The sequence below is a fragment of the Kaistella sp. genome, from assembly GCF_049588135.1.
Lineage (GTDB): Bacteria > Bacteroidota > Bacteroidia > Flavobacteriales > Weeksellaceae > Kaistella.
This window is the reverse complement of the sequence record NZ_JBAVFG010000186.1, coordinates 1-21,359: the sequence shown is the minus strand read 5'-3', so window position 1 is coordinate 21,359 and position 21,359 is coordinate 1. Positions and strand designations below refer to the sequence as shown.

Genomic DNA, 21,359 nt, shown 5'->3' with positions numbered 1-21,359 from the left:
TCCGAACTCCAAATTCTGTGAAACAGAAAATCGTTTTTTAAAGCTGATGAATACAAGGTTTAATCATGTTTTTAAAATAGGAAATCATTTTGCTAAACTTCATTTTTTCTTCTCTTAAATTCCAGCAGATGTAATATCCATTAAATTTAATTTATTTAGGTTAAAAACCTTATTATTTGAATTAAACAATAATTAATTGTATTCTAATTTTATTTATAAAGATTTTTTATCTTATATTTGTGCCTTTAAAAGATAAAATTCATGAAAATAGAAATTTCCTCAGATAAACATTTGAAATACAAAGAGGAGATCCAACAGGAAATGGCAGATTCGGCAACAAAACGCGGAACCGGAATTGCAAAACGCTCGTTGGAATATATTAGCCAAAAAATATCAGAGTCAAAAGCGGTAATTGCGTATGAAGACGACGGAACTTGGGTTGGCTTCTGCTATATCGAAACGTGGTCGCACGGCAAGTTTGTAGCAAATTCTGGATTAATTGTTTCCCCGAAATTCAGAAATAAAGGCTATGCGACTTTAATTAAAAAAAAGGTTTTTGAACTTTCGAGAGAAAGATATCCCAACGCCAAAATTTTTGGACTAACTACTGGATTGCCCGTGATGAAAATTAATTCTGAAATGGGATATAAACCAGTCATCTATGCAGAATTAACACAAGATGAAGAATTTTGGGACGGCTGTAAAAACTGTGTGAATTATGAAATTTTAATGAGCAAAGAACGCAAAAATTGCCTTTGTACCGCCATGTTATACGTGCCGGGAAATTTTGAAAATAAATCGAGTAAAGAAAAAACGAATGAAGAAAAGTGTAGTATTAGCATTTAGCGGAGGATTAGATACTTCGTATTGCGCAAAATATTTAAGCGAAAATTTGGGCTGTGAAGTTCATGCAGTTACCATAAACACAGGCGGATTCACGAAAATCGATGAGCAGGAATTGAAGTTGAAAGCAGAAAAACTGGGCGTAACTTCCTACACTTTTATCGACGCTGTTGAAGCATATTATAACGAATGTGTGAAATATTTGATTTTCGGAAACGTGTTAAAAAATAACACTTATCCACTTTCTGTGAGTGCAGAAAGAACGGTTCAGGCGCAGAACATTGCAAAATATGCTTTAGAAATTGGCGCAACTGCAATCGCTCACGGAAGCACGGGCGCAGGAAACGATCAGGTTCGTTTCGATTTGATTTTTCAAGTGATGTGTCCTGATATTCGAATCATTACACCGATTCGGGATTTGTCTTTATCTCGCGAAGAAGAAATCGTATTTCTAAAAAATCACGGCTATGAAATGGATTTCGAAAAAGCCAAATACTCCATTAATAAAGGACTTTGGGGAACTTCCGTGGGTGGAAAAGAAACTTTGACTTCCAAATATAATCTACCTGAAGAAGCATTTCCTTCTCAAGTTGAAAAAACGAAACCTTCTGATTTAGAAATTGAATTTAAAAATGGCGAAATCATCGGTGTAAACAGCGAGCAGTTTTCTCATCCGGTTTTAGCGATTCAGAAAATTGAAGAACTGACTTCTGTTTACGGAATTGGTCGAGATATTCACGTTGGTGATACGATTGTTGGAATTAAAGGCCGTGTTGGTTTTGAGGCTGCAGCGGCTTCTGTCATTATTAAAGCGCATCATTTGTTGGAAAAACATACGATTTCAAAATACCAACAAACCATCAAGTCACAATTGGCAGATTGGTACGGAAACTGGCTTCACGAAGCTCTTTTCTTGGATCCTGTGATGCGAAATATCGAAACTTTCTTTAATAATTCTCAGAAAACCGTCAACGGAAAAGTGTTCATCACGCTTCATCCTTACCGTTTTGTATTGAATGGAATTGAATCTGAAAACGATTTAATGTCCGCAGAATTCGGAAGTTACGGCGAAGCAAATCTTGCCTGGACTGGCGAAGATGTAAAAGGATTTACCAAAGTTTTGAGCAATTCATTATCCATCTATCATCAAATAAATAAAACGCAATGAAATCAGTCGGAATAATTGGTGCCAATGGCTACACGGGCAGTGAACTCGTGCGGTTGCTGGCTTTTCACCCAAAAGTTGAACTTCAGTTTTTATACAGCCGATCAAATTCTGGAATAAGAATTTCAGAAATTTATCCAGATTTAATTGAGATTTGCGAAATGACTTTAACCAACAAAATTGAAGAAGTCGATATTTTATTTTTGTGTTTGCCGCATCAGGAAAGCAAAAATTGGTTAATAGAAAATCCTTTAAAAGAAGACGTTTTGGTCATCGATTTAGGAAATGATTTCCGGTTAGAAAGTAATTTTCAAGATAGAAATTTTATTTATGGTTTACCGGAACTTTTTAAAAACGAAATGAAATCTGCCAAAAGTATCGCTAATCCAGGCTGTTTTGCCACTGCAATTCAATTGGCGTTGTTGCCTTTAGCAAAAGGGAAATTGCTGCAAACGGTTTACACAACGGGAATTACTGGTTCTACCGGAGCTGGGCAATCGCTTCAGCCGACCACGCATTTTTCTTGGCGAAATGATAATGTTTCGGCTTATAAAACCCTTAACCATCAGCATGTTGATGAAATTTTATTAATGCTAAATGAATCAAATGAAACAGAAATTGAGTTGAATTTTGTTCCGTGGCGTGGAGATTTTGCAAGAGGAATTTTCACCAGTTCAATCATAAAATGCGATTTGGAATTAGAAATTATTTATGCAAAATATTGCGATTTTTATAAAGATTCTCCATTTGTTACGATTTCGGAAAAACCAATTGATATGAAACAAGTTGTGAATACCAACAGATGTGCGATTCATATTGAAAAGAATAAGGATACAATAGTGGTTCATTCCGCAATTGATAATTTATTAAAAGGCGCATCCGGACAAGCCGTACAAAATATGAACATCGTCATGGATTGGGAAGAAAATACCGGTCTTCAGTTAAAATCTATCGCATTTTAAATATGCATTATTAAAAAAGTAAAAATGAATTTATTCCAAGTATATCCTTTATTTAATATCAATCCTGTAAAAGCGGAAGGCTCTTTTCTGTGGGACGATAAAGGTGAAAAATATCTCGATTTTTATGGCGGTCATGCGGTGATTTCCATTGGTCATAATCATCCTCATTATCAAAATAAATTAAAAAATCAGTTAAATGAAATTTCTTTTTATTCCAATTCTGTACAAAATGATTTACAAATTGAATTAGCGGAAAAATTAGGTAAAATTTCAGGATATGATAATTACTCACTTTTCCTTTGTAATTCTGGTGCGGAAGCCAACGAAAATGCTTTGAAACTCGCTTCGTTTCACAATGGAAAAAAGAAAGTGATTTATTTTTCTGGTTCTTTTCACGGTCGAACTTCCGCAGCTGTTTCTGTGACAGATAATCCGAAAATTGTAGCACCAGTCAGCTTTTCCGAACGATTTATCAAATGCGAATGGAATAATGTGGCTCAGTTAAAACAATTATTCGCAGAAAATCAAGACGAAATTTCTTCCGTAATCATCGAAGGAATTCAAGGAGTCGGTGGAATTATCTTACCAACGGAAGAAATGATTCAAGCGCTTAAAAATCTTTGTGCTGAAAATGAGGTGGTTTTAATTATGGATGAAGTTCAATCGGGTTACGGAAGATCTGGAAAATTTTTTGCGCATCAGGAATTTGATATTCAGCCTGATTTAATTACGGTAGCAAAAGGAATGGGAAATGGTTTTCCGATCGGCGGTGTTTTGATCAGTCCGAAATTTGAGGCTTCTCACGGTTTATTGGGAACTACTTTTGGCGGAAATCATTTGGCTTGTGCAGCCGGAATTGCAGTTTTGGAAGTCATTAAGAATGAAAATTTAGTTGAGAATTCAGAAAAAACAGGAGCTTATATCGAATCTAAAATTCAGGATTTTAAACACATCAAATCCATCAGGCGCAGAGGTTTGATGATTGGGATCGAATTGGATCAGTCTTGTGCAGAAATTCGTTCTAATTTATTAAGGAAACATCATGTTTTCACAGGGAATTCTAATGATCCAAATGTTTTAAGAATTCTTCCTGCACTCAATATTTCAGAAAAAGAAGCCGATATTTTTATCGATGCTTTATATTCTGTTCTTTAAAATAATTATTTTTTTTTACTTGCTAAAATGCAATTTTTAAATCAAAAACAAATGAAAAATTTCACATCCATAGAAGATATTGATGATCTTCAATCCATGATAAAAACCGCACTTCAAATTAAAGAAAACCCTTTGACAGAACCGAATAAAGGCAAAGGAAAAACAATCGGTTTGGTGTTTCTGAACTCCAGTTTACGAACCCGATTGAGCAGTCAAATTGCGGCACAAAATTTAGGATTAAATGTACTTATTTTAAACGCATCGCAAGAAGCCTGGAATCTTGAATTCGCAGATGGAGCAGTGATGAATGCCGGAACCGTGGAGCATGTTAAGGATGCGGTCGAAGTTCTGAATCAATATTGCGATATCATTGCGGTGCGTTGTTTTGCAGGAATGCAGAATAAGAAAGATGACGTGACTGAAAGTATTTTATCGCAGTTTATTAAATATGCAAAAGTTCCGGTTATTTCTTTGGAATCTGCATCGAAACATCCTTTGCAAAGTTTTGCAGATTGCATAACCATAACTGAAAATTGGAAAGAAAATCACAAACCGAAAGTGGTGTTAACCTGGGCGCCACATATTAAACCAATTGCTCACGCAGTTGCAAATTCCTTCGCTGAATGGATGCAATCGATGGAAGCAGATTTCGTAATTGCCAATCCGGAAGGTTATGATTTGGATCCGAATTTTGTGAAAAACACTACTGTTTTACACGATCAAAATGAAGCCATAAAAGATGCAGATTTCGTTTATGTTAAAAACTGGTCGTCCTTTGTAGATTACGCTGCAATGCCGGAAGTGAAAGAAAATTGGATGTTGACGAAAGAGAAATTGATTGCGACTAAAAATGCTAAAATAATGCATTGTTTGCCGGTTCGCAGAAATGTGGAGTTGAGCGATGAAGTGATGGACAGTGAAAACTCGATTATTTATCAACAAGCGAAAAACAGAATTTTTTCTGCACAAGCGGTTTTTAGTAAAATAATTGAGGAATTGCCAATTTAACACGAAGTGATGAATAAACAGAAATTATATGTCGTCAAAATCGGTGGTTCTTTGATTGATAGTGAGTCTAAATTAAAATCTTTTTTAAAGCAATTTTCTACGATTAGTGAAATGAAAATTTTGGTTCACGGCGGCGGGAAACTCGCTTCCGATTTAGCCGAAACCCTGAATATTCCACAACAAATGATCGACGGAAGAAGAATTACCAATAGAGAAACTTTGGATATTGTAACCATGGTTTACGCTGGGAAAATCAATAAAAATATCGTTGCAAATCTTCAGAATTTTAACTGTAATGCAATCGGGTTTTCCGGCGCAGACGGAAATTTGATTAAAGCAGAAAAACGTTCAATTTCAAATATTGATTATGGATTTGTGGGTGATGTAGATTCAAAAAATGTAAATATTGATTTGCTTTTGGAGTTTTTAAAATTAAAATTAGTTCCAGTTTTTTCGGCGATTACGCACGACCGAAAAGGGAATTTATTCAATACCAATGCGGATTCTGTTGCTTCTGTTTTGGCGCAAACGCTTTCCGATTTTTATGAGGTTGAACTTTTATATTGTTTCGATAAAAATGGCATTTTGGAAGATATTGAAAATTCAAATTCGGTTTTGAAGTCTTTAAATTTTGAAAAGTATGAACAGTTATTAATTGATAATCAGTTAAATGCAGGGATTCTGCCCAAGCTTAAAAATGCTTTTGCTGCAAAACAAAACAAAGTGAAAAAAGTGGTTTTTCTGAATGAAACCAAATTAGAAAATTATATCAATCATCAAAATGATGGAACAGAAATTAAATAATTCCCCAGAAATATTGCTCAATATCGCCATCGAATTATTGAAAAAAATCATTGCGACACCGTCTTTAAGTAAAGATGAATACGATGTTTCTTTGGTTATCGAACGTTTTTTTAGTCAAAGAAATATTCCTACAAATCGGTTTAAAAATAATATTTGGGCAACGAATAAATATTTTGACGAAAACAAACCTTCAATCGTTTTGAACACGCATCACGATACCGTAAAACCTAACAAATCTTATACCTTAGATCCGTTTATTCCTTTAGAAAAAGACGGAAAATTATTTGGATTGGGAAGCAACGATGCGGGAGCTTCTTTGGTTTCGATGGTGCAGGTTTTTCTGAATTTTTATGAATATCAAAATTTGTCACACAATCTAATTATTGCATTAACAGCCGAAGAAGAAATCTCTGGAAAAGAAGGTATAGAAGCACTTTTTCCGCAACTTCCGAACGTGGAATTGGTAATTGTTGGCGAACCAACGCAAATGAATTTGGCGATCGCAGAAAAAGGACTTTTGGTTATCGACGGGGAAATGTTGGGGACGGCTTCTCATGCCGCGCATCCCAATTCCGACAATGCGATTGTGAAATGCATGGCGGATTTGCAACATATTTTGAACTACAAATTCCCGAAGATTTCACCGTATTTGGGCGAAGTTAAAATCACGCTTTCCGTTATCAATGCTGGAACGCAACATAACGTGGTTCCCGAAAAATGTAGTTTTACTTTAGATGTTCGTGTGACCGATGAATACAGCAATAAAGAGGTTTTCGAAATCATTCAATCTGAAATGAAATCGAATTTATCGGCTCGTTCGTTCAGGTTAAATTCATCAAAAATTAATGAAAATCACCCGATTGTAAAAGCAGGTTTAGAAATTGGCAGAATAACTTATGGTTCGCCAACGTCTTCCGACCAAGCGATTATCCCGTGTACATCGGTGAAAATTGGTCCCGGAGACAGCACAAGATCTCATACCGCCGACGAATTTATTTACATTAATGAAATAAATGAAGGCATTGGAATCTATATTAAAATTTTAGAAAAAATAGTATAAACCTGTTTTAAAGGTTTTTAAATAAAAGAAATAATGAAAAAAATTTGGCAAAAAGATCAATCATTAACCGACCAACTGGTGAATCATTTTACCGTTGGGAAGGATTTAGATTTCGATAATCGCTTGGCGAAATACGACGTTTTGGGTTCGATTGCACATTGCAAAATGTTGGCAGAAGTAGGTTTGATTTCAAATGAAGAGTCTCAGGAAATCCTTTCTGTGCTTGATGAAATTTTAAAAAATATTCAAAATAATACCTTCGAAATTGATCCTGAATCTGAAGATATTCACTCACAAATCGAATCGATTTTAATTGAAAAATTAGGCGCAACTGGAAAAAAAATTCATACTGCGCGTTCCAGAAATGATCAGGTTTTACTCGATATTAAATTATATTTATTGGATGAAATCCGTGAAATTGGTGAATTAGCAGATTCGTTATTTCAGTTGTTTATTCAATTGGCAAATCAACATAAAAACGTTTTACTGCCAGGTTACACGCATTTTCAAATTGCGATGCCATCGTCGTTTGGATTGTGGTTTGGTGCGTATGCGGAAGCCTTAGTCGATGATTTGGAATTGCTTTTATCGGTGAAAAATATCATCAATAAAAATCCTTTGGGTTCAGCCGCCGGTTACGGTTCTTCTTTCCCAATCGATCGGGAAAGTACGACTTATGATTTGGGTTTTAAAAGTTTAAATTACAATTCGGTTTATGCGCAAATGACGCGCGGAAAATCTGAAAAATTGCTCGCTTCTTCAATGGCAGTTTTGGCAGGAACATTGAGCAAATTTTCTTATGACGTCTGTTTGTATTTAAGCCAGAACTTCGATTTTATCAGCTTTCCGAAAGAGTTTACCACCGGAAGTAGCATTATGCCTCACAAGAAAAACCCCGATATTTTCGAGTTGGTACGAGCGCGTTGCAACCGAATCCAATCGTTGCCCAATGAACTAATTTTGCTCACCAACAACTTACCTTCCGGCTATCATCGCGATTTGCAATTAACCAAAGAAATCCTTTTTCCTGCGATTGATTCTTTAAAAGAATGTTTGGAAATTTTGATTTATACTTTGCCAAATATCGAAGTGAAAGATGGGATTTTAGAAGACGGAAAATACAAATATATTTTCAGTGTCGAAAAAATTAATGAAGAAGTGAAAAATGGAAATTCGTTTCGAGACGCTTATGTTAAAGTAGGAAATGAAATCGAAAATAATGAATTTCAATATGATTCAAAAGACCTCAATCACAACCATCAAGGCAGCATCTGGAATTTGTGTTTAGATGAGATTGCCCATCAATTCCATAAAATCTCTTGCAAATTATTGGCTTAATCCAATTTGAATTTGGTTGTTTTTTTTACTTCATGTAAAGCAATCGAACTGTGATATTGCCAAATATTGGGCGAATTAGAAATGACATTAACAGCGAAGTTGTTGTAAGAGTTAATGTCCTTAGCGATAATTTTCAACATATAATCATATTCCCCGGAAAGACTGATGATTTCTTGCACTTCGTCGAAGCTTTCGATATGTTTTTCAAAATCTTCTAACGTTTTTTGGGATTGCTCTTTCAATCGAATATTGCAATAAACAATAATATTCAGTCCCAATTTCTCGCGATTTAGGATGGCGACATATTTCTCGATTACGTTTTGTTTTTCGAGGTGTTTGATTCTTTCGTAAGTCGGGGTGAAGGTAAGTCCGATTTTTTCGGAAATTTCTTTTACAGAAAGCGTGGAATTTTCCTGAAGCAAACCGAGAATCATTCTGTCTTTGGCATCCATTAATTTGATTTTGAACAAAAATATTAAAAATTATAGGAAAAGTGGGTGTTCATAGAAAATAGTTTTATTTGTTGAAAAAAAACATTTTCAAGATTTCAGAAAATATTATATCTTTGTGCCTAATGAAAAGAATATTTCCATTAGACGATTTACATAAAGGCAGCAATGCCGATAATTACGATATTTATTAACAACGAAGTCATTTTGGCTTCGTTTTTTTTTGATTTAAAAACTAAAAATTATGCTTAGAACAGCCGATTTATCCGTAGAAAAAATTAACAAATTGCTTCAACAAGCCGACGAGTTTTCAAAAGGTAAAGTCTTGAAAGCCAAAAGTGAAATCTATGTTTCTAATCTTTTTTTTGAAGACAGTACACGAACAAAAACAAGTTTCGACGTTGCCGAAAGAAAACTAGGTTTGAATGTCGTTCCTTTTGATATCTCCGCAAGTTCTGTAAATAAAGGGGAATCACTTTACGACACTGTAAAAACAATAAAAAGTTTGGGAATTGATCTTTGCGTTATCCGTCATAAAAAAGAAAAATTTTATGATGAATTCAAAGGAATTGATATTGCAATTATTAATGGAGGCGATGGAACTGGAAATCATCCGTCACAAAATATTTTAGATTTAATGACCATTCACCAGGAATTCGGGAAATTTAAAGGCTTAAAAGTAGGAATTGTGGGAGATGTAAAACACAGTCGTGTAGCAAATTCTAACGCAGAGGTTTTAAGAAAACTAGGTGCCAAAGTTTATTTCTCAGGTCCAGAACAATGGTTTGATGAAGGCACAATTATCAACGGAACTTATCTATCCATCGATGATTTGATAAAAGAGGTTGATGTTTTAATGTTATTAAGAATTCAGCACGAAAGACATGAAAGCGATGAGAAATTAAAACTCTCTCCTGAAAAATATCACCGCAAATTTGGTTTAACCAAAGACCGCGAGAAAGCGATGAAAAAAGGCGCGATCATTATGCATCCGGCACCGATTAACAGAGGAGTTGAAATCGACGATGATTTGGTAGAATGCGACCGTTCCCGAATTTTCAAACAAATGGAAAACGGCGTTTTCGCAAGAATGGCAATTTTGAAAAATGCTTTGGAAGAAAAGGGGTTTCAGTTTGAAGAGCCAAGTAAAAAGTAAGAAGAGCCAAGTTAAGACTTGTCATCAATAAAAGTAAAAAGTAAAAATGAAAAAGAAATTAATATTAGAAACTGGCGAAATTTTTCACGGTGAAGGTTTCGGAACCAATTTGGAAACTGACGGCGAAGTGGTTTTCAATACCGGAATGACGGGTTATCAGGAACTGATTTCTGACCCTTCGTATTGCGGGCAAATCGTTTGTATGACGTATCCGCTCATCGGAAATTATGGAATTAATCGGGATGATTACGAAAGTATTGAACCCGCCATCAAAGGTTTAATCGTAAAAGAAGTTTGCGATTTTCCTTCAAATTTCCGTAGTCAAATGGATTTGGATGAATTTTTTCAAAAGAAAAATCTTTCAGGAATTTCCGGAATTGATACCAGAAGATTAACCAGAATTCTGCGAAACCAAGGCGTTGTAAAAGGAAAAATCGTGGATGAAAACGCTGATGAGAACTCGGTAATTGAAACTTTAAAAACGACCAATTTCCCAACCAATCAAGTGGAAATGGTTTCTACAAAAACTTCGTACGCCAATCCGGGACGAGGTTTGAAAGTGGTTTTGGTTGATTTTGGTTCAAAATTGGGAATTTTACGGGAACTTTCTCAAAGAGATTGCGATGTCATCGTAGTTTCAGAAAACACAACTGCCGAAGAAATTTTATTGATAAATCCCGACGGAATAATGCTTTCCAACGGTCCCGGAGATCCGGAAGATGTTCCGCACGCTTTAGAAATGATTCAAAAATTATTAGGAAAAGTTCCGATTTTCGGGATTTGTCTCGGTCATCAATTAATCGGTTTGGCTTGTGGCGCAAAAACTTTTAAACTCAAATTCGGGCATCGTGGCGGAAATCATCCGGTTTTAGATTTAAAGAAAAATAAAGTCGCGATCACTTCTCAAAATCACGGTTACGCCGTAGATCAGGAAAGTTTAAAAAACACCGATTTAGAAGAAACCCACATCGCTTTGAACGACAAAACCAACGAAGGTTTGAAGCATAAAATTTACCCGTGTTTTTCCGTGCAATATCACCCGGAAGCCAGTCCAGGTCCGGAAGACGCGAATTATTTGTTTGATGAGTTTATTGTTCTAATGGAACAATTTAAGAATGTAACAGTTTAACAATTTCTCAATAGTCCAATTTAAAAGTGTAGCAATCTTAAAATTACGAATATGATTAATTTTGAAAATAATCCTTTGCTTCAAAAAACAGTTCAGTTTTCTTTAGATATTATTGACTACTGTGAACTTTTGGAAGAAAAAAGAAAGTTCATCATTTCAAAACAATTGTTACGTTCAGGAACAAGTATTGGTGCAAATGCATTTGAAGCACAAAATCCTTACAGTAAAAAAGATTTTGTACATAAAATAAAAATTGCAGCGAAAGAAGTTGAAGAAACGAAATATTGGTTGTTCTTATGTAAACATTCTAAGAATTATCCGTTCGATGAAAAATTGGAAGAACAGATTATTGTTATTGGGAAAATTATTTACAAAATTTTAAGTACGAGTTTGTCCAAGGATGATGCGAATACTCTTTAGGTGCATTTTCAATTTGTTACACTGTTAGATTGATAAATTGTTATATTAAATTTATGAAAAACACAAGTATTCAACTTTTTGAACAAAAACAAGTCCGTTCTGTTTGGGACGAAGAACAGGAAAAATGGTATTTTTCTGTCATTGATGTGATTGAAATTTTAACAGAAAATTCGCGTCCAAGAAAATATTGGAGCGACTTGAAATCGAAACTGACAAAGGAAGGAAGTGAAGTGTCCGAAAATATCGGACAGTTGAAAATGACTGCGCCTGATGGAAAATTAAGATTGACTGATGTTGCAGATACCCAACAACTTTTGAGGCTAATCCAATCCATTCCGTCGAAAAAGGCGGAACCTTTTAAACTTTGGTTAGCTCAAGTTGGTTCCGATCGGCTTGATGAAATGCAGGATCCTGAATTGAGCATTAATAAAGCAATGCAGGATTATTTGAATTTGGGATATTCTGAAAACTGGATTAACCAACGATTAAAAAGTATCGAAATCCGGAAGGAATTAACCGATGAATGGAAACGCCTCGGAATGAAAGAAGGACAACAATTTGCAGTTCTCACAGATATTATTACAAAAGGCTGGAGCGATAAAAACACCAAAGATTATAAAAAGTTCAAAGGATTGAAAAAGGAAAATCTTCGCGATAATATGACCAACACCGAATTGATTCTCAATATGTTGGCAGAAGCATCAACCAAAGATATTTCGCAAGCAGTAAATCCGGAAACGTTTGATGAAAATAAAACAGTCGCTAAACAAGGCGGAAATGTCGCAAAAGTCGCACGATTGGAACTGGAATCGAAAACCGGAAAAAAAGTAGTGAGCGATTTATCGGCGAAGAAAATGCTGAATGATAGGAAAGCGAAAGGGTTAGAGTAGCCATAAATTCATATGAAAAGCAGTCGTTCCGGAGGAACGATATATGTGTAGAACAAAATAACGTACTAAAAGGCGTTCCGGAGGAACGCTATCTGAAAAAGAATTAATAGAAACGATTTTAGCACGTTAAAAAATATAAAAAACAATTTGGCTTTAGCCGAAATTTAAAATATGAAACTCAATCAATTCATCTGGAATAATTACAAAGAAAGTAAGGAAGGGCAAGAAGTTATCAAACTTTTTGAAGAAGGAAATTTTGAAGAAATCATGAAAAGATTTATTGATGAAAAAAATAAATCTTTAGAAAATTATAATCAAATAATTAATGCTTTTTCTAATTCAAAAAATAAATTTGAAAATAATGAAACTGCTGAGAATATTTTTAATTATTTTATTACAAATGGTTTGGTCTTAGAAGATGAAAATGGTTATTTTAATGTTATTGACCCAAATGAATTAAATTATTTATTAAATGTTATTGAACCATATTCTTTCTATTTGTCTGATTTAATACCAGATTTTTTCTTTCCTTATTTTTTTCAATTGGAATTTTCTAAACTTCAAAAAATTTGCGATAATTTTAATATCAATATTCCATCTGTTCCGCTTCGTAAAAATAAATTGGAAAGATTAAATTATTATTTAGAATTGTGTGAAATTTTTCATGAATTTAGAGAAAGCAATGAATTAAATCCATTTGAATTTTGGGCTTTTTTATATGATTTTGCTCCAAAGTATTTTGGTAAAGAAGAAATTGAAAATCTTCCAACTCCAACAAATATTTGGCTTTGTGGTGCGGCAAAAGATGATTATCCAGATTTGGTAAAATCAAATTCAGAAACCACCTATTTTTGGGGAGGAAATGAGGATACCAAAAAAGGAGATATTATTGTAATGTATTGTTTATCGCCAAGAAGTAATATTGATTTTATTTGCAGAGCAGTAAATGACGGAGTTAGAGATCCGTTTTTTCATTATTATGGAAGTATCACTTTAGGTAAAATTCAACAGGTTCAGCCAATTCATATTTCTCAAATTAAAACCGACGAACATTTAAAAAATCTTCCAATTGTGAAGAAAAATCTTCAAGGCGTAAATGGAACGCAAATTAATAATGAAGATTATAAGAGAATTTTAAAGTTGTTAGAAGAGAAAGGTCAAGATATTTCGATCTTACCAAAACTTTCATCTATTGATTTTAAACCAAATATAAATTGCAAAAACGAACGTGATGTTGAACTGCAAATTGTTGAACCTTTTTTACTGAACTTAAATTTTGCTAAAAACGATTGGATTCGTCAATTACCTGTAAGAATGGGAAGAGGCGAAAGAAATTATCCTGATTATGTGTTTTTTCCAGAAACTACAAAAGGCTATGAAAAAGGTAAAATGCTTTTGGAAACTAAATTTATCATAAAAAACAATCGAGATTTAGAAGAAACTTTTCAACAAGCACATTCTTATGCTTTAAGATTAGAAGCAAATAAAATTGTGATTTGTGATAAAGATTATATCTGGATTTATATAAAAATAAATGAAAGTTTTGACCGAACAAAATATTTAAAATTTAATTGGCAAGAAATAAACAATCCCGATATTTTTAATAAAATCAAAAAACTAATAGCAAAAGAATCTTTAAAATAAGTCTTGAATCTCATAATCTCGGCTCTCAAAATCTAAATAAAAAAAATGAAAAGAAACGATATAAAAACAATTTTAGTAATCGGTTCCGGTCCAATCATCATCGGACAAGCAGCAGAATTCGATTACGCAGGAACTCAGGCTTGCTTGTCTTTGAGAGAAGAAGGTTACAAAGTGATCCTCATCAATTCCAATCCGGCAACGATTATGACCGATGTGGAAATTGCCGACAAAGTTTACATTGAACCGATTTCCTTGGAATTCGTAAGTCACATTATCCGCAAAGAAAGACCAGATGCGCTTTTGCCAACTTTGGGCGGGCAAACCGGTTTGAATATGGCGGTAGAATTACAAAATTCCGGGATTTTGGATGAATGTAAAGTGGAAGTTTTAGGAACGAAACTTTCAGCCATCAATCAAGCTGAAGATCGGGATTTGTTCCGAAATTTAATGAACGAATTGGGCGAACCTGTTCCCGATTCCGATATTGTAAATAATGTTGAAAGTGCTTTAGAATTTGCCGAAAAAATAGGTTATCCGGTGATTGTTCGTCCTGCTTTTACGATGGGCGGAACCGGCGGCGGAATTGCCAATACCAAAGAAGAACTGAAAGAAATTACCGAGTTTGGCTTGAAATACAGTCCTGTTGATCAATGTTTGATTGAAAAATCCATCGCAGGTTTCAAAGAAATCGAGTACGAAGTAATGCGCGACAAAAACGACAACGCGATTGTTGTTTGCAATATGGAAAACATCGATCCAGTCGGGATTCACACCGGAGATTCCATCGTGGTTGCGCCTTCTCAAACACTTTCTGACAGAGAATATCAAATGCTTCGAAATTCTTCATTAAAAATCATTCGTGCTTTGGGAATTGAAGGCGGTTGTAATGTTCAACTTGCTTTGGATCCCAATTCTTACGATTATTTTATCATCGAAGTGAATCCAAGAGTTTCGCGTTCATCGGCTTTGGCGAGTAAAGCAACGGGTTATCCGATTGCAAAAATCGCTGCAAAAATTGCAGTCGGTTTGACTTTAGATGAAATCATGAATCCGGTTACAGGAAAGACCTATGCGTGTTTTGAACCGGCTTTAGATTACGTCGTAACGAAATTCCCTCGTTTCCCTTTTGATAAATTTGAAACCGCTGACAGACGACTTTCCACGCAAATGAAAGCAACCGGCGAAGTAATGGCAATCGGAAGAAATTTTGAGGAATCTTTACAAAAAGCCATTCGTTCGTTGGAAACGGGTTTAAGACATATTGGTTTAAAATCTAAACAAGCCGAAGAACTCACAGACGAGGAAATCGAAAGAAGAATTCGGGTTTGTGATGACGAAAGATTATTCATTATTGGTGATGCTTTGCGACGAGGTTACGACTGGGAAAAAATTGTAGAATGGAGCAAAATTGATAAATTCTTTATCTGGAAAATTAAAAAACTCATCGATTTCGAAAAAGTAATTGCTGAAAATAAATTTAATAAAGAAACTTTACTCGAAGCCAAAAAATTAGGATTTTCAGATTTAAGTATCGCAACATTATGGAATTCAACTCAAAAAGAAATTTTTGAATTTAGAAAAAATAACGGAGTGATGCCGGTTTACAAAATGGTCGATACTTGCGCCGCCGAATTTGAAAGTGAAACGCCATATTTCTACGGAACTTACGAAGAGGAAAACGAAAGCGTTCCTTCCAATAAAGAAAAAATCATCGTTTTGGGTTCTGGTCCAATCAGAATCGGACAAGGTGTAGAATTCGATTACGCCACGGTTCACTCGGTTTGGGCGATTAAAGAATTGGGTTACGAAGCCATTATTATTAATAATAATCCGGAAACGGTTTCTACGGATTTCTCCATTTCCGATAAATTATATTTTGAACCTTTAACGGAAGAAGATGTGATGAACATCATCGAACTCGAAAAACCAAAAGGCGTGGTAGTACAGTTTGGCGGACAAACAGCGATTAATTTAGCGGACAAACTCGAAGCTCACGGCGTGAAGATTTTAGGAACTTCATTGGAAGATTTAGATCGTGCCGAAAACAGAAATAAATTTGAAGCCGCACTTCAGGAAATGGGAATTCCGCAACCTTTGGGAAAAACCTGTTTTACGAAAGAAGAAGCTTTGGTTATTGCTAATGAAATCGGTTTCCCGGTGCTGGTTCGTCCGAGTTATGTTTTGGGCGGAAGAGCGATGGAAATTGTTTATGATGAAACGGAACTCGCTCATTACATGACGAATGCGGTGAAAGAAAATTCGGAACATCCGATTTTGATTGACCGATATTTAACTGGAAAAGAAGTGGAAGTTGATGCAATTTCCGATGGCGAAACCGTCGTAATTCCTGGAATTATGGAGCATATCGAAAGAGCAGGAGTTCATTCCGGAGATTCCATCGCAGTTTATCCGCCCCAAAATATTAATCCAGAACAAATCGCAACTTTAGTCGATTATACTGAAAGATTAGCGAAAGGACTGAATGTGATTGGTTTAATGAATATTCAGTATGTACTTTATCAAGGCGGAGTTTACGTAATCGAAGTGAATCCAAGATCGAGTAGAACCGTTCCTTTCTTATCGAAAATCACCGAAATTCCGATGGCGAATTTGGCAACGAAAGTAATTCTCGGACAAAAATTAAAAGATTTAGGCTACAAAAACGGTTTGGCTCCAGTGAAAGAAGGTGTTTACGTGAAAGTTCCGGTTTTCTCTTTTTCAAAATTAACGAGAGTTGATATTTCGCTCGGACCAGAAATGAAATCCACCGGGGAAGTGATGGGGAAAGATACCACTTTGGAAAAAGCTTTATATAAAGGATTAATCGGGTCGGGCAGAAAAGTTCCGTTGCATGGTTCAATTCTCTTCACTGTTGCCGATAAACACAAAGAAGAAGCTTGCGAATTGGCTCGAAGATTTCAGGAAATAGGTTTCCGAATTTGGGCAACCGAAGGAACCGCCAATTATTTTGAAGAACACGGCGTTCGCACAAAAATCGGTTACAAAATAGAAGAAAACCCGGAAATTAATCTCATCGATCTCATCCAAAAAGGGAAAGTTCAATACATTGTAAATACAATGACCAAAGGAAAACAATCCGAAAGAGATGGTTTCCAGATCCGCCGAACTTCGGTAGAAAACGGTGTTCCGTGTTTAACTTCAATGGACACGGTGGAAGCGATTTTGAAAGTGATTGAGAGTATGAGTTTTAAAATGGAGGTGATGTAATTTATACAAGAGATAAAATAGATCATTAGTAATGAAACGAGGGAAGAAATTTCTCTCGTTTCTTTTTGACACATAGGTGGAATTTAATCCCTAAATCAAGGTAGTGGTTATAGTTATTATCAAAAACATTCCGCTTTTTTTTGATAATCAAGCCCAACCCAAAAATCATTTTATATATTTGAAAAAAATTATATAAAGAATGGATGTTAAAACCATTAAAAAATACATCAAAGACAATAGCAATCCCAACTCCAGAAGTAATTCTTATTACGTAGATCCTAAATTGGTCAGCCATTCTAACTCCCATTTTGAGTTTACTTATGATGGAAATTCGGGATACGATTATCGAATTTTTGTTGATTTTCGAAATGGAATTGAGACTTCCTGCAATTGTCCTTATAAAAATAATTATCCGGGAATTTGTAAACACGTCATCGCTTCTTTGAATACAATTATTGTTAATTATGCAGATCAAATTGTAAATGCCATCACGACTGGTCAAAATGTAGATTTATTTGGAATTATTATTCCCGCAAAAATTATTCAAATAAAAAAAACAATTCCGGAAATAAAGTATCAGTCTGATAAGATTTTTCTGCCAGAGGCAATAATTACTGATGAAATTATTGAAGAATGGACGATAAAACCTGATAACCGACATAAAGGTCCGGATGAACTTCAAATTGTTGAAGTTGATAAAAATGAAGTCCATTTCCAATTAAAAGGTTGGTACAGCTATAATCAGGTTTTGAAATTTGATCCCAAAACAAATCGTTTAGATTTTAAATGCAGTTGTGCTAAACATAAAAAGATGTGTGAACATTTGGCAACAGCATTAAAAAATATTGTAAAAATTTTTGGTAACGATTTTTTCACCGAAGATTATTTTCAGAAAAAAATGGAGAAAATTGTGGTTGATAATGGTTTTTCGCTCGAAGAAGATTATCATTCTATATTTAATTTCCAATTAACATCAAAAGGTTTTCAGGCGAGTTACAAAGTAGATAATTTGGTTTCAAATTCTCGGGATATTTCCATCTTGGTGGAGAACGATTTAGATGATCTATCAATCAAACTTCCCCAGTTTTCCAAAGTGGCTGATGATTTTGGGTTGGGTGTTTTTTTTGAATTTTACCGAAAAGCCTTTACCAAAACAAGCCTTTTTCAAGCAAAATATAACAAAACCAAAACCGATTTTTCTTCTTCTGTAGTCCCAATAAATTCCAGCAATTTTGAGGACGCTTTGATGGTTTATGATAGCGCAGAAGAACAAACACTGATCTTAAAAACCATCCAAATTGATCGGAGTTTAGTAAAATATAAGTCTTCTAAAGACATTCAATACCTAAAGAAGGCCGTTTCTGCCAATGCAGATTTTTTGAAATTGATAGAAAATAAATTCAATTTTATTTTTGATGCAGGCAAAAGTTTGGTTCGCAAAAACCTTACACCAGCAAAAATTGAAAATAAAGACCTCAAATTATTTTTCAGTTTAACCGAAACGCCTTACTTCTATACTTTGAAAGCGAAACTCTGTATTGAAGATGAAAATTACAATCTAAATGCTTCTGCATTGCAGATTTCGCCACTTTATATTTTTTTGGATAATCTCATCATTCCGATTACAGATGCAAGATTATCTGCTTATATTTTGCATTATCAAAAGTTTTCAGAAATTAATTACCTTAAAAAAGATACTCCGGAATTTTTTGATAAAATCATCAAACCATTATCTAAAAAATTCGAAATTCAGTCGGCTGTTTTAAAAAAGAGCAAAACGAAAACTAATGAAGAATTCTTAGAAAAACAAGTTTATCTTACTGATTATGTCGGAGAATTCATCACTTTTAAACTGGCGGTGAAATATAAAGAACAATTGGTAGATGTACTTTCTACAGAGTTTTTATTTGATGAAAATCAGAAAAAATTATTGGAAAGAAATCAATCTTTTGAAGATAATTTTGTTGAGGAATTCCGAAGTCTTCATCCCAATTTTGAAACCCAGGAAAATATCTTTTTTCTGACTCCCGAGGAACTTTTCGAAAACTATTGGATGTTACATTCCATCGAAAGAATGAAACAATTGGGAATGACTGTTTTTGGTGCAAATGATTTAAAATCGTTTAAATTTAATTTGAATAAACCCGTCATTCAAGTGAATTTAAAGTCGGATATCGATTGGTTTGATATCGAAATTGATATCAGTTTTGGCAATCAAAAAGTGAATATTAAAGAATTGCAGAAAGCATTTATAAAAAAATCCAATTATGTAACGCTCGGCGACGGAACCCTCGGAATTCTTCCCGAAGAATGGATGAAAAAATTTGCTAATTATTTTAAAACGGGAGAAGTAAAGAAAAACGGCATACAAATGTCAAATTATCAGTTCGGAATTATCGATGAACTGTATCAGGAAATGGATGCAAAACCAGCTTTTCTGGAAGAACTGTATCATAAAAAAATGCGTTTACAGAACATCGCTGAAATTGAAACGGTTGCCATTCCAAAAGGAATAAAAGCAAAACTTCGGGATTACCAACATCATGGTTTGAACTGGCTTGCTTTTCTAGATAAAAACCAATTAGGCGGTTGTTTGGCAGACGATATGGGTTTAGGGAAAACTTTGCAAACCATTGCTTTTTTGCAACATCTGAAAGTAACCAATCCCAAAATTCAACCCTCGTTGATAATCGCGCCAACTTCCTTAATTTTTAACTGGAAAAATGAAATAGAAAAGTTTTGTCCAACCTTGAAAATGCTCACTTTTACAGGATTAAACAGGCATGAAAATAAAGATGATTTTAAGAAATATGACCTCATTATTTCTACCTATGGCTCATTGTTAAATGATATTGAATTTTTAAAGGATTTCAAATTTCATTATGTGATTTTAGACGAAAGTCAAGCCATAAAAAACCCGAATTCTAAGAGATATAAAGCGGTGAGATTACTCAATTCATATAATAAAATCGCACTTACCGGAACACCAATAGAAAATAATACTTTTGATTTGTATGCCCAACTCAATTTCCTGAATCCCGGTCTATTGGGAAATATGACGCATTTCAAAAACAATTTTTCGGATGCCATCGATAAAGAAAAAGAGTTGGCAGCATCGCAAACTTTGAGTAAAATAATTACGCCATTTATGTTGCGGAGAACCAAAGAACAAGTGGCCACCGAATTGCCGGAAAAAACAGAAAGCATTATTTTTTGTGAAATGGAAAAAGAGCAGCGTGCCGTTTACAACACGTTCAAAAATCAATACCGCGATTATTTATTGAATAAAATTGATGAAAATGGGGTAGAAAAATCGCAAATGTATATTTTGGAAGGTTTAACCAAATTAAGACAAATTTGTAATTCGACTGCACTTATTCCAAGTGAAGAGGATTTTGGAAATTACTCCGTAAAACTCGAAGCATTGATGGAAAATATCAAAGAAAAAACAGGAAATCATAAAATTTTGGTTTTTTCGCAGTTTGTAAAAATGCTTCAAATTGTAAAAACAAGACTCGAAGAAGAACAGATTTCTTATGAATATCTTGACGGACAAACGACTAACAGACAAGAACGAGTAGAAAATTTTCAAAATAACGCAGATGTTCGCGTATTTTTAATAAGCCTTAAGGCAGGCGGAACCGGATTAAATTTAACTGAGGCAGATTATGTTTTCATCATCGATCCGTGGTGGAATCCTGCGGTCGAAAACCAAGCAATTGACCGCTGTTACAGAATCGGGCAAACCAAAAAAGTGATGGCCTACCGAATGATCTGTAAAGATACCATTGAGGAAAAAATTGTTTCGCTACAGCAAAAAAAGAAAAAGGTAGCATCGGATATTATTTCTATAGACGATGAAAAAAAATCGTTTAATATTAATGAAGTGAAGGAATTATTTCGATAATTTAAATTCACGAAATTCATCGTTTTTATTTTTAATAAAGTGGAGACCAATTTCTGTTTAAGTGATTTTGACATTTTAAAACGTCATGAAATCTATTCTCTATTTTTCATATCTTTAAAAAATAAAATTTAATAAAAATGAAAAAATTACTATTCACGACATTTTTAGCCATTTCTGTTTCTGCTTATTCGCAGTTTACAC

16 protein-coding genes are annotated in these 21,359 nt (G+C 34.4%); 15 read left to right on the top strand and 1 reads right to left on the bottom strand.

The genetic code is table 11. From position 1 onward, the window contains the following. The first annotated feature begins 261 nt into the window (after positions 1–261). Genes WBY99_RS10405 through argH form a run of 8 tightly spaced genes read left to right on the top strand, consistent with a single transcriptional unit; the run spans position 262 to position 8,335 of the window. Positions 262–846 carry a GNAT family N-acetyltransferase gene (locus WBY99_RS10405; protein WP_423976264.1) on the top strand — a complete coding sequence of 195 codons (585 nt, stop codon included), beginning with the start codon at positions 262–264 and terminating at the stop codon, positions 844–846. After that, the gene (locus WBY99_RS10400; RefSeq protein WP_423976263.1) at positions 818–2,011 is read left to right on the top strand and encodes an argininosuccinate synthase; all 1,194 of its coding nucleotides are present in this window, start codon (positions 818–820) and stop codon (positions 2,009–2,011) included. The genes WBY99_RS10405 and WBY99_RS10400 overlap by 29 nt, the downstream gene beginning before the upstream one ends. Next, positions 2,008–2,970, top strand: a complete 963-nt coding sequence (gene argC / locus WBY99_RS10395) for an N-acetyl-gamma-glutamyl-phosphate reductase (RefSeq protein WP_423976262.1) — start codon at positions 2,008–2,010, stop codon at positions 2,968–2,970. The genes WBY99_RS10400 and argC overlap by 4 nt, the downstream gene beginning before the upstream one ends. Positions 2,971–2,994: 24 nt before the next feature. Further along, entirely contained in the window at positions 2,995–4,125 is a 1,131-nt protein-coding gene (locus WBY99_RS10390) for an aspartate aminotransferase family protein (protein ID WP_423976261.1), read from the top strand. Between the two features lie 51 nt (positions 4,126–4,176). Beyond that, positions 4,177–5,133: an N-acetylornithine carbamoyltransferase gene (locus tag WBY99_RS10385; RefSeq protein WP_423976260.1), complete on the top strand. Its 957-nt coding sequence runs from the start codon at positions 4,177–4,179 to the stop codon at positions 5,131–5,133. A gap of 9 nt (positions 5,134–5,142) precedes the next feature. Beyond that, positions 5,143–5,937, top strand: coding sequence for an acetylglutamate kinase (gene argB, locus WBY99_RS10380; protein WP_423976259.1), 795 nt, complete (start codon positions 5,143–5,145; stop codon positions 5,935–5,937). Next, positions 5,918–6,997, top strand: coding sequence for a M20 family metallo-hydrolase (locus tag WBY99_RS10375; RefSeq protein ID WP_423976258.1), 1,080 nt, complete (start codon positions 5,918–5,920; stop codon positions 6,995–6,997). The genes argB and WBY99_RS10375 overlap by 20 nt, the downstream gene beginning before the upstream one ends. A 33-nt stretch (positions 6,998–7,030) precedes the next feature. Next, the gene (gene argH / locus WBY99_RS10370; protein WP_423976257.1) at positions 7,031–8,335 is read left to right on the top strand and encodes an argininosuccinate lyase; all 1,305 of its coding nucleotides are present in this window, start codon (positions 7,031–7,033) and stop codon (positions 8,333–8,335) included. Here the strand turns inward: argH and WBY99_RS10365 are convergent. Beyond that, entirely contained in the window at positions 8,332–8,787 is a 456-nt protein-coding gene (locus tag WBY99_RS10365; protein ID WP_423976256.1) for an Lrp/AsnC family transcriptional regulator, read from the bottom strand. The genes argH and WBY99_RS10365 overlap by 4 nt on opposite strands. A gap of 241 nt (positions 8,788–9,028) precedes the next feature. On the opposite strand from WBY99_RS10365, the gene WBY99_RS10360 reads away from it, so the two are divergent. The 7 genes from WBY99_RS10360 (at position 9,029) to WBY99_RS10330 (ending at position 21,158) form a co-directional block, all read left to right on the top strand. Continuing rightward, entirely contained in the window at positions 9,029–9,940 is a 912-nt protein-coding gene (locus WBY99_RS10360; protein ID WP_423976255.1) for an aspartate carbamoyltransferase catalytic subunit, read from the top strand. Positions 9,941–9,986: 46 nt separating this feature from the next. After that, positions 9,987–11,069, top strand: a complete 1,083-nt coding sequence (locus tag WBY99_RS10355; protein WP_423976254.1) for a carbamoyl phosphate synthase small subunit — start codon at positions 9,987–9,989, stop codon at positions 11,067–11,069. A gap of 51 nt (positions 11,070–11,120) precedes the next feature. Further along, a complete protein-coding gene (locus WBY99_RS10350; protein ID WP_423976253.1) occupies positions 11,121–11,489 on the top strand; it encodes a four helix bundle protein in 369 nt (122 codons plus the stop codon). 53 nt (positions 11,490–11,542) lie between these two features. Next, on the top strand, positions 11,543–12,379 hold the full coding sequence (locus WBY99_RS10345) for a BRO-N domain-containing protein (RefSeq protein WP_423976252.1): 837 nt from the start codon (positions 11,543–11,545) through the stop codon (positions 12,377–12,379). 171 nt (positions 12,380–12,550) lie between these two features. Beyond that, a complete protein-coding gene (locus WBY99_RS10340; protein WP_423976251.1) occupies positions 12,551–14,023 on the top strand; it encodes a restriction endonuclease subunit R in 1,473 nt (490 codons plus the stop codon). Positions 14,024–14,068: 45 nt separating this feature from the next. Next, complete coding sequence (carB, locus tag WBY99_RS10335) at positions 14,069–17,251, top strand: carbamoyl-phosphate synthase large subunit (protein ID WP_423976250.1); 3,183 nt, start codon at positions 14,069–14,071, stop codon at positions 17,249–17,251. Between the two features lie 199 nt (positions 17,252–17,450). Then, complete coding sequence (locus tag WBY99_RS10330; protein ID WP_423976249.1) at positions 17,451–21,158, top strand: SNF2-related protein; 3,708 nt, start codon at positions 17,451–17,453, stop codon at positions 21,156–21,158. Positions 21,159–21,359 lie beyond the last annotated feature (201 nt).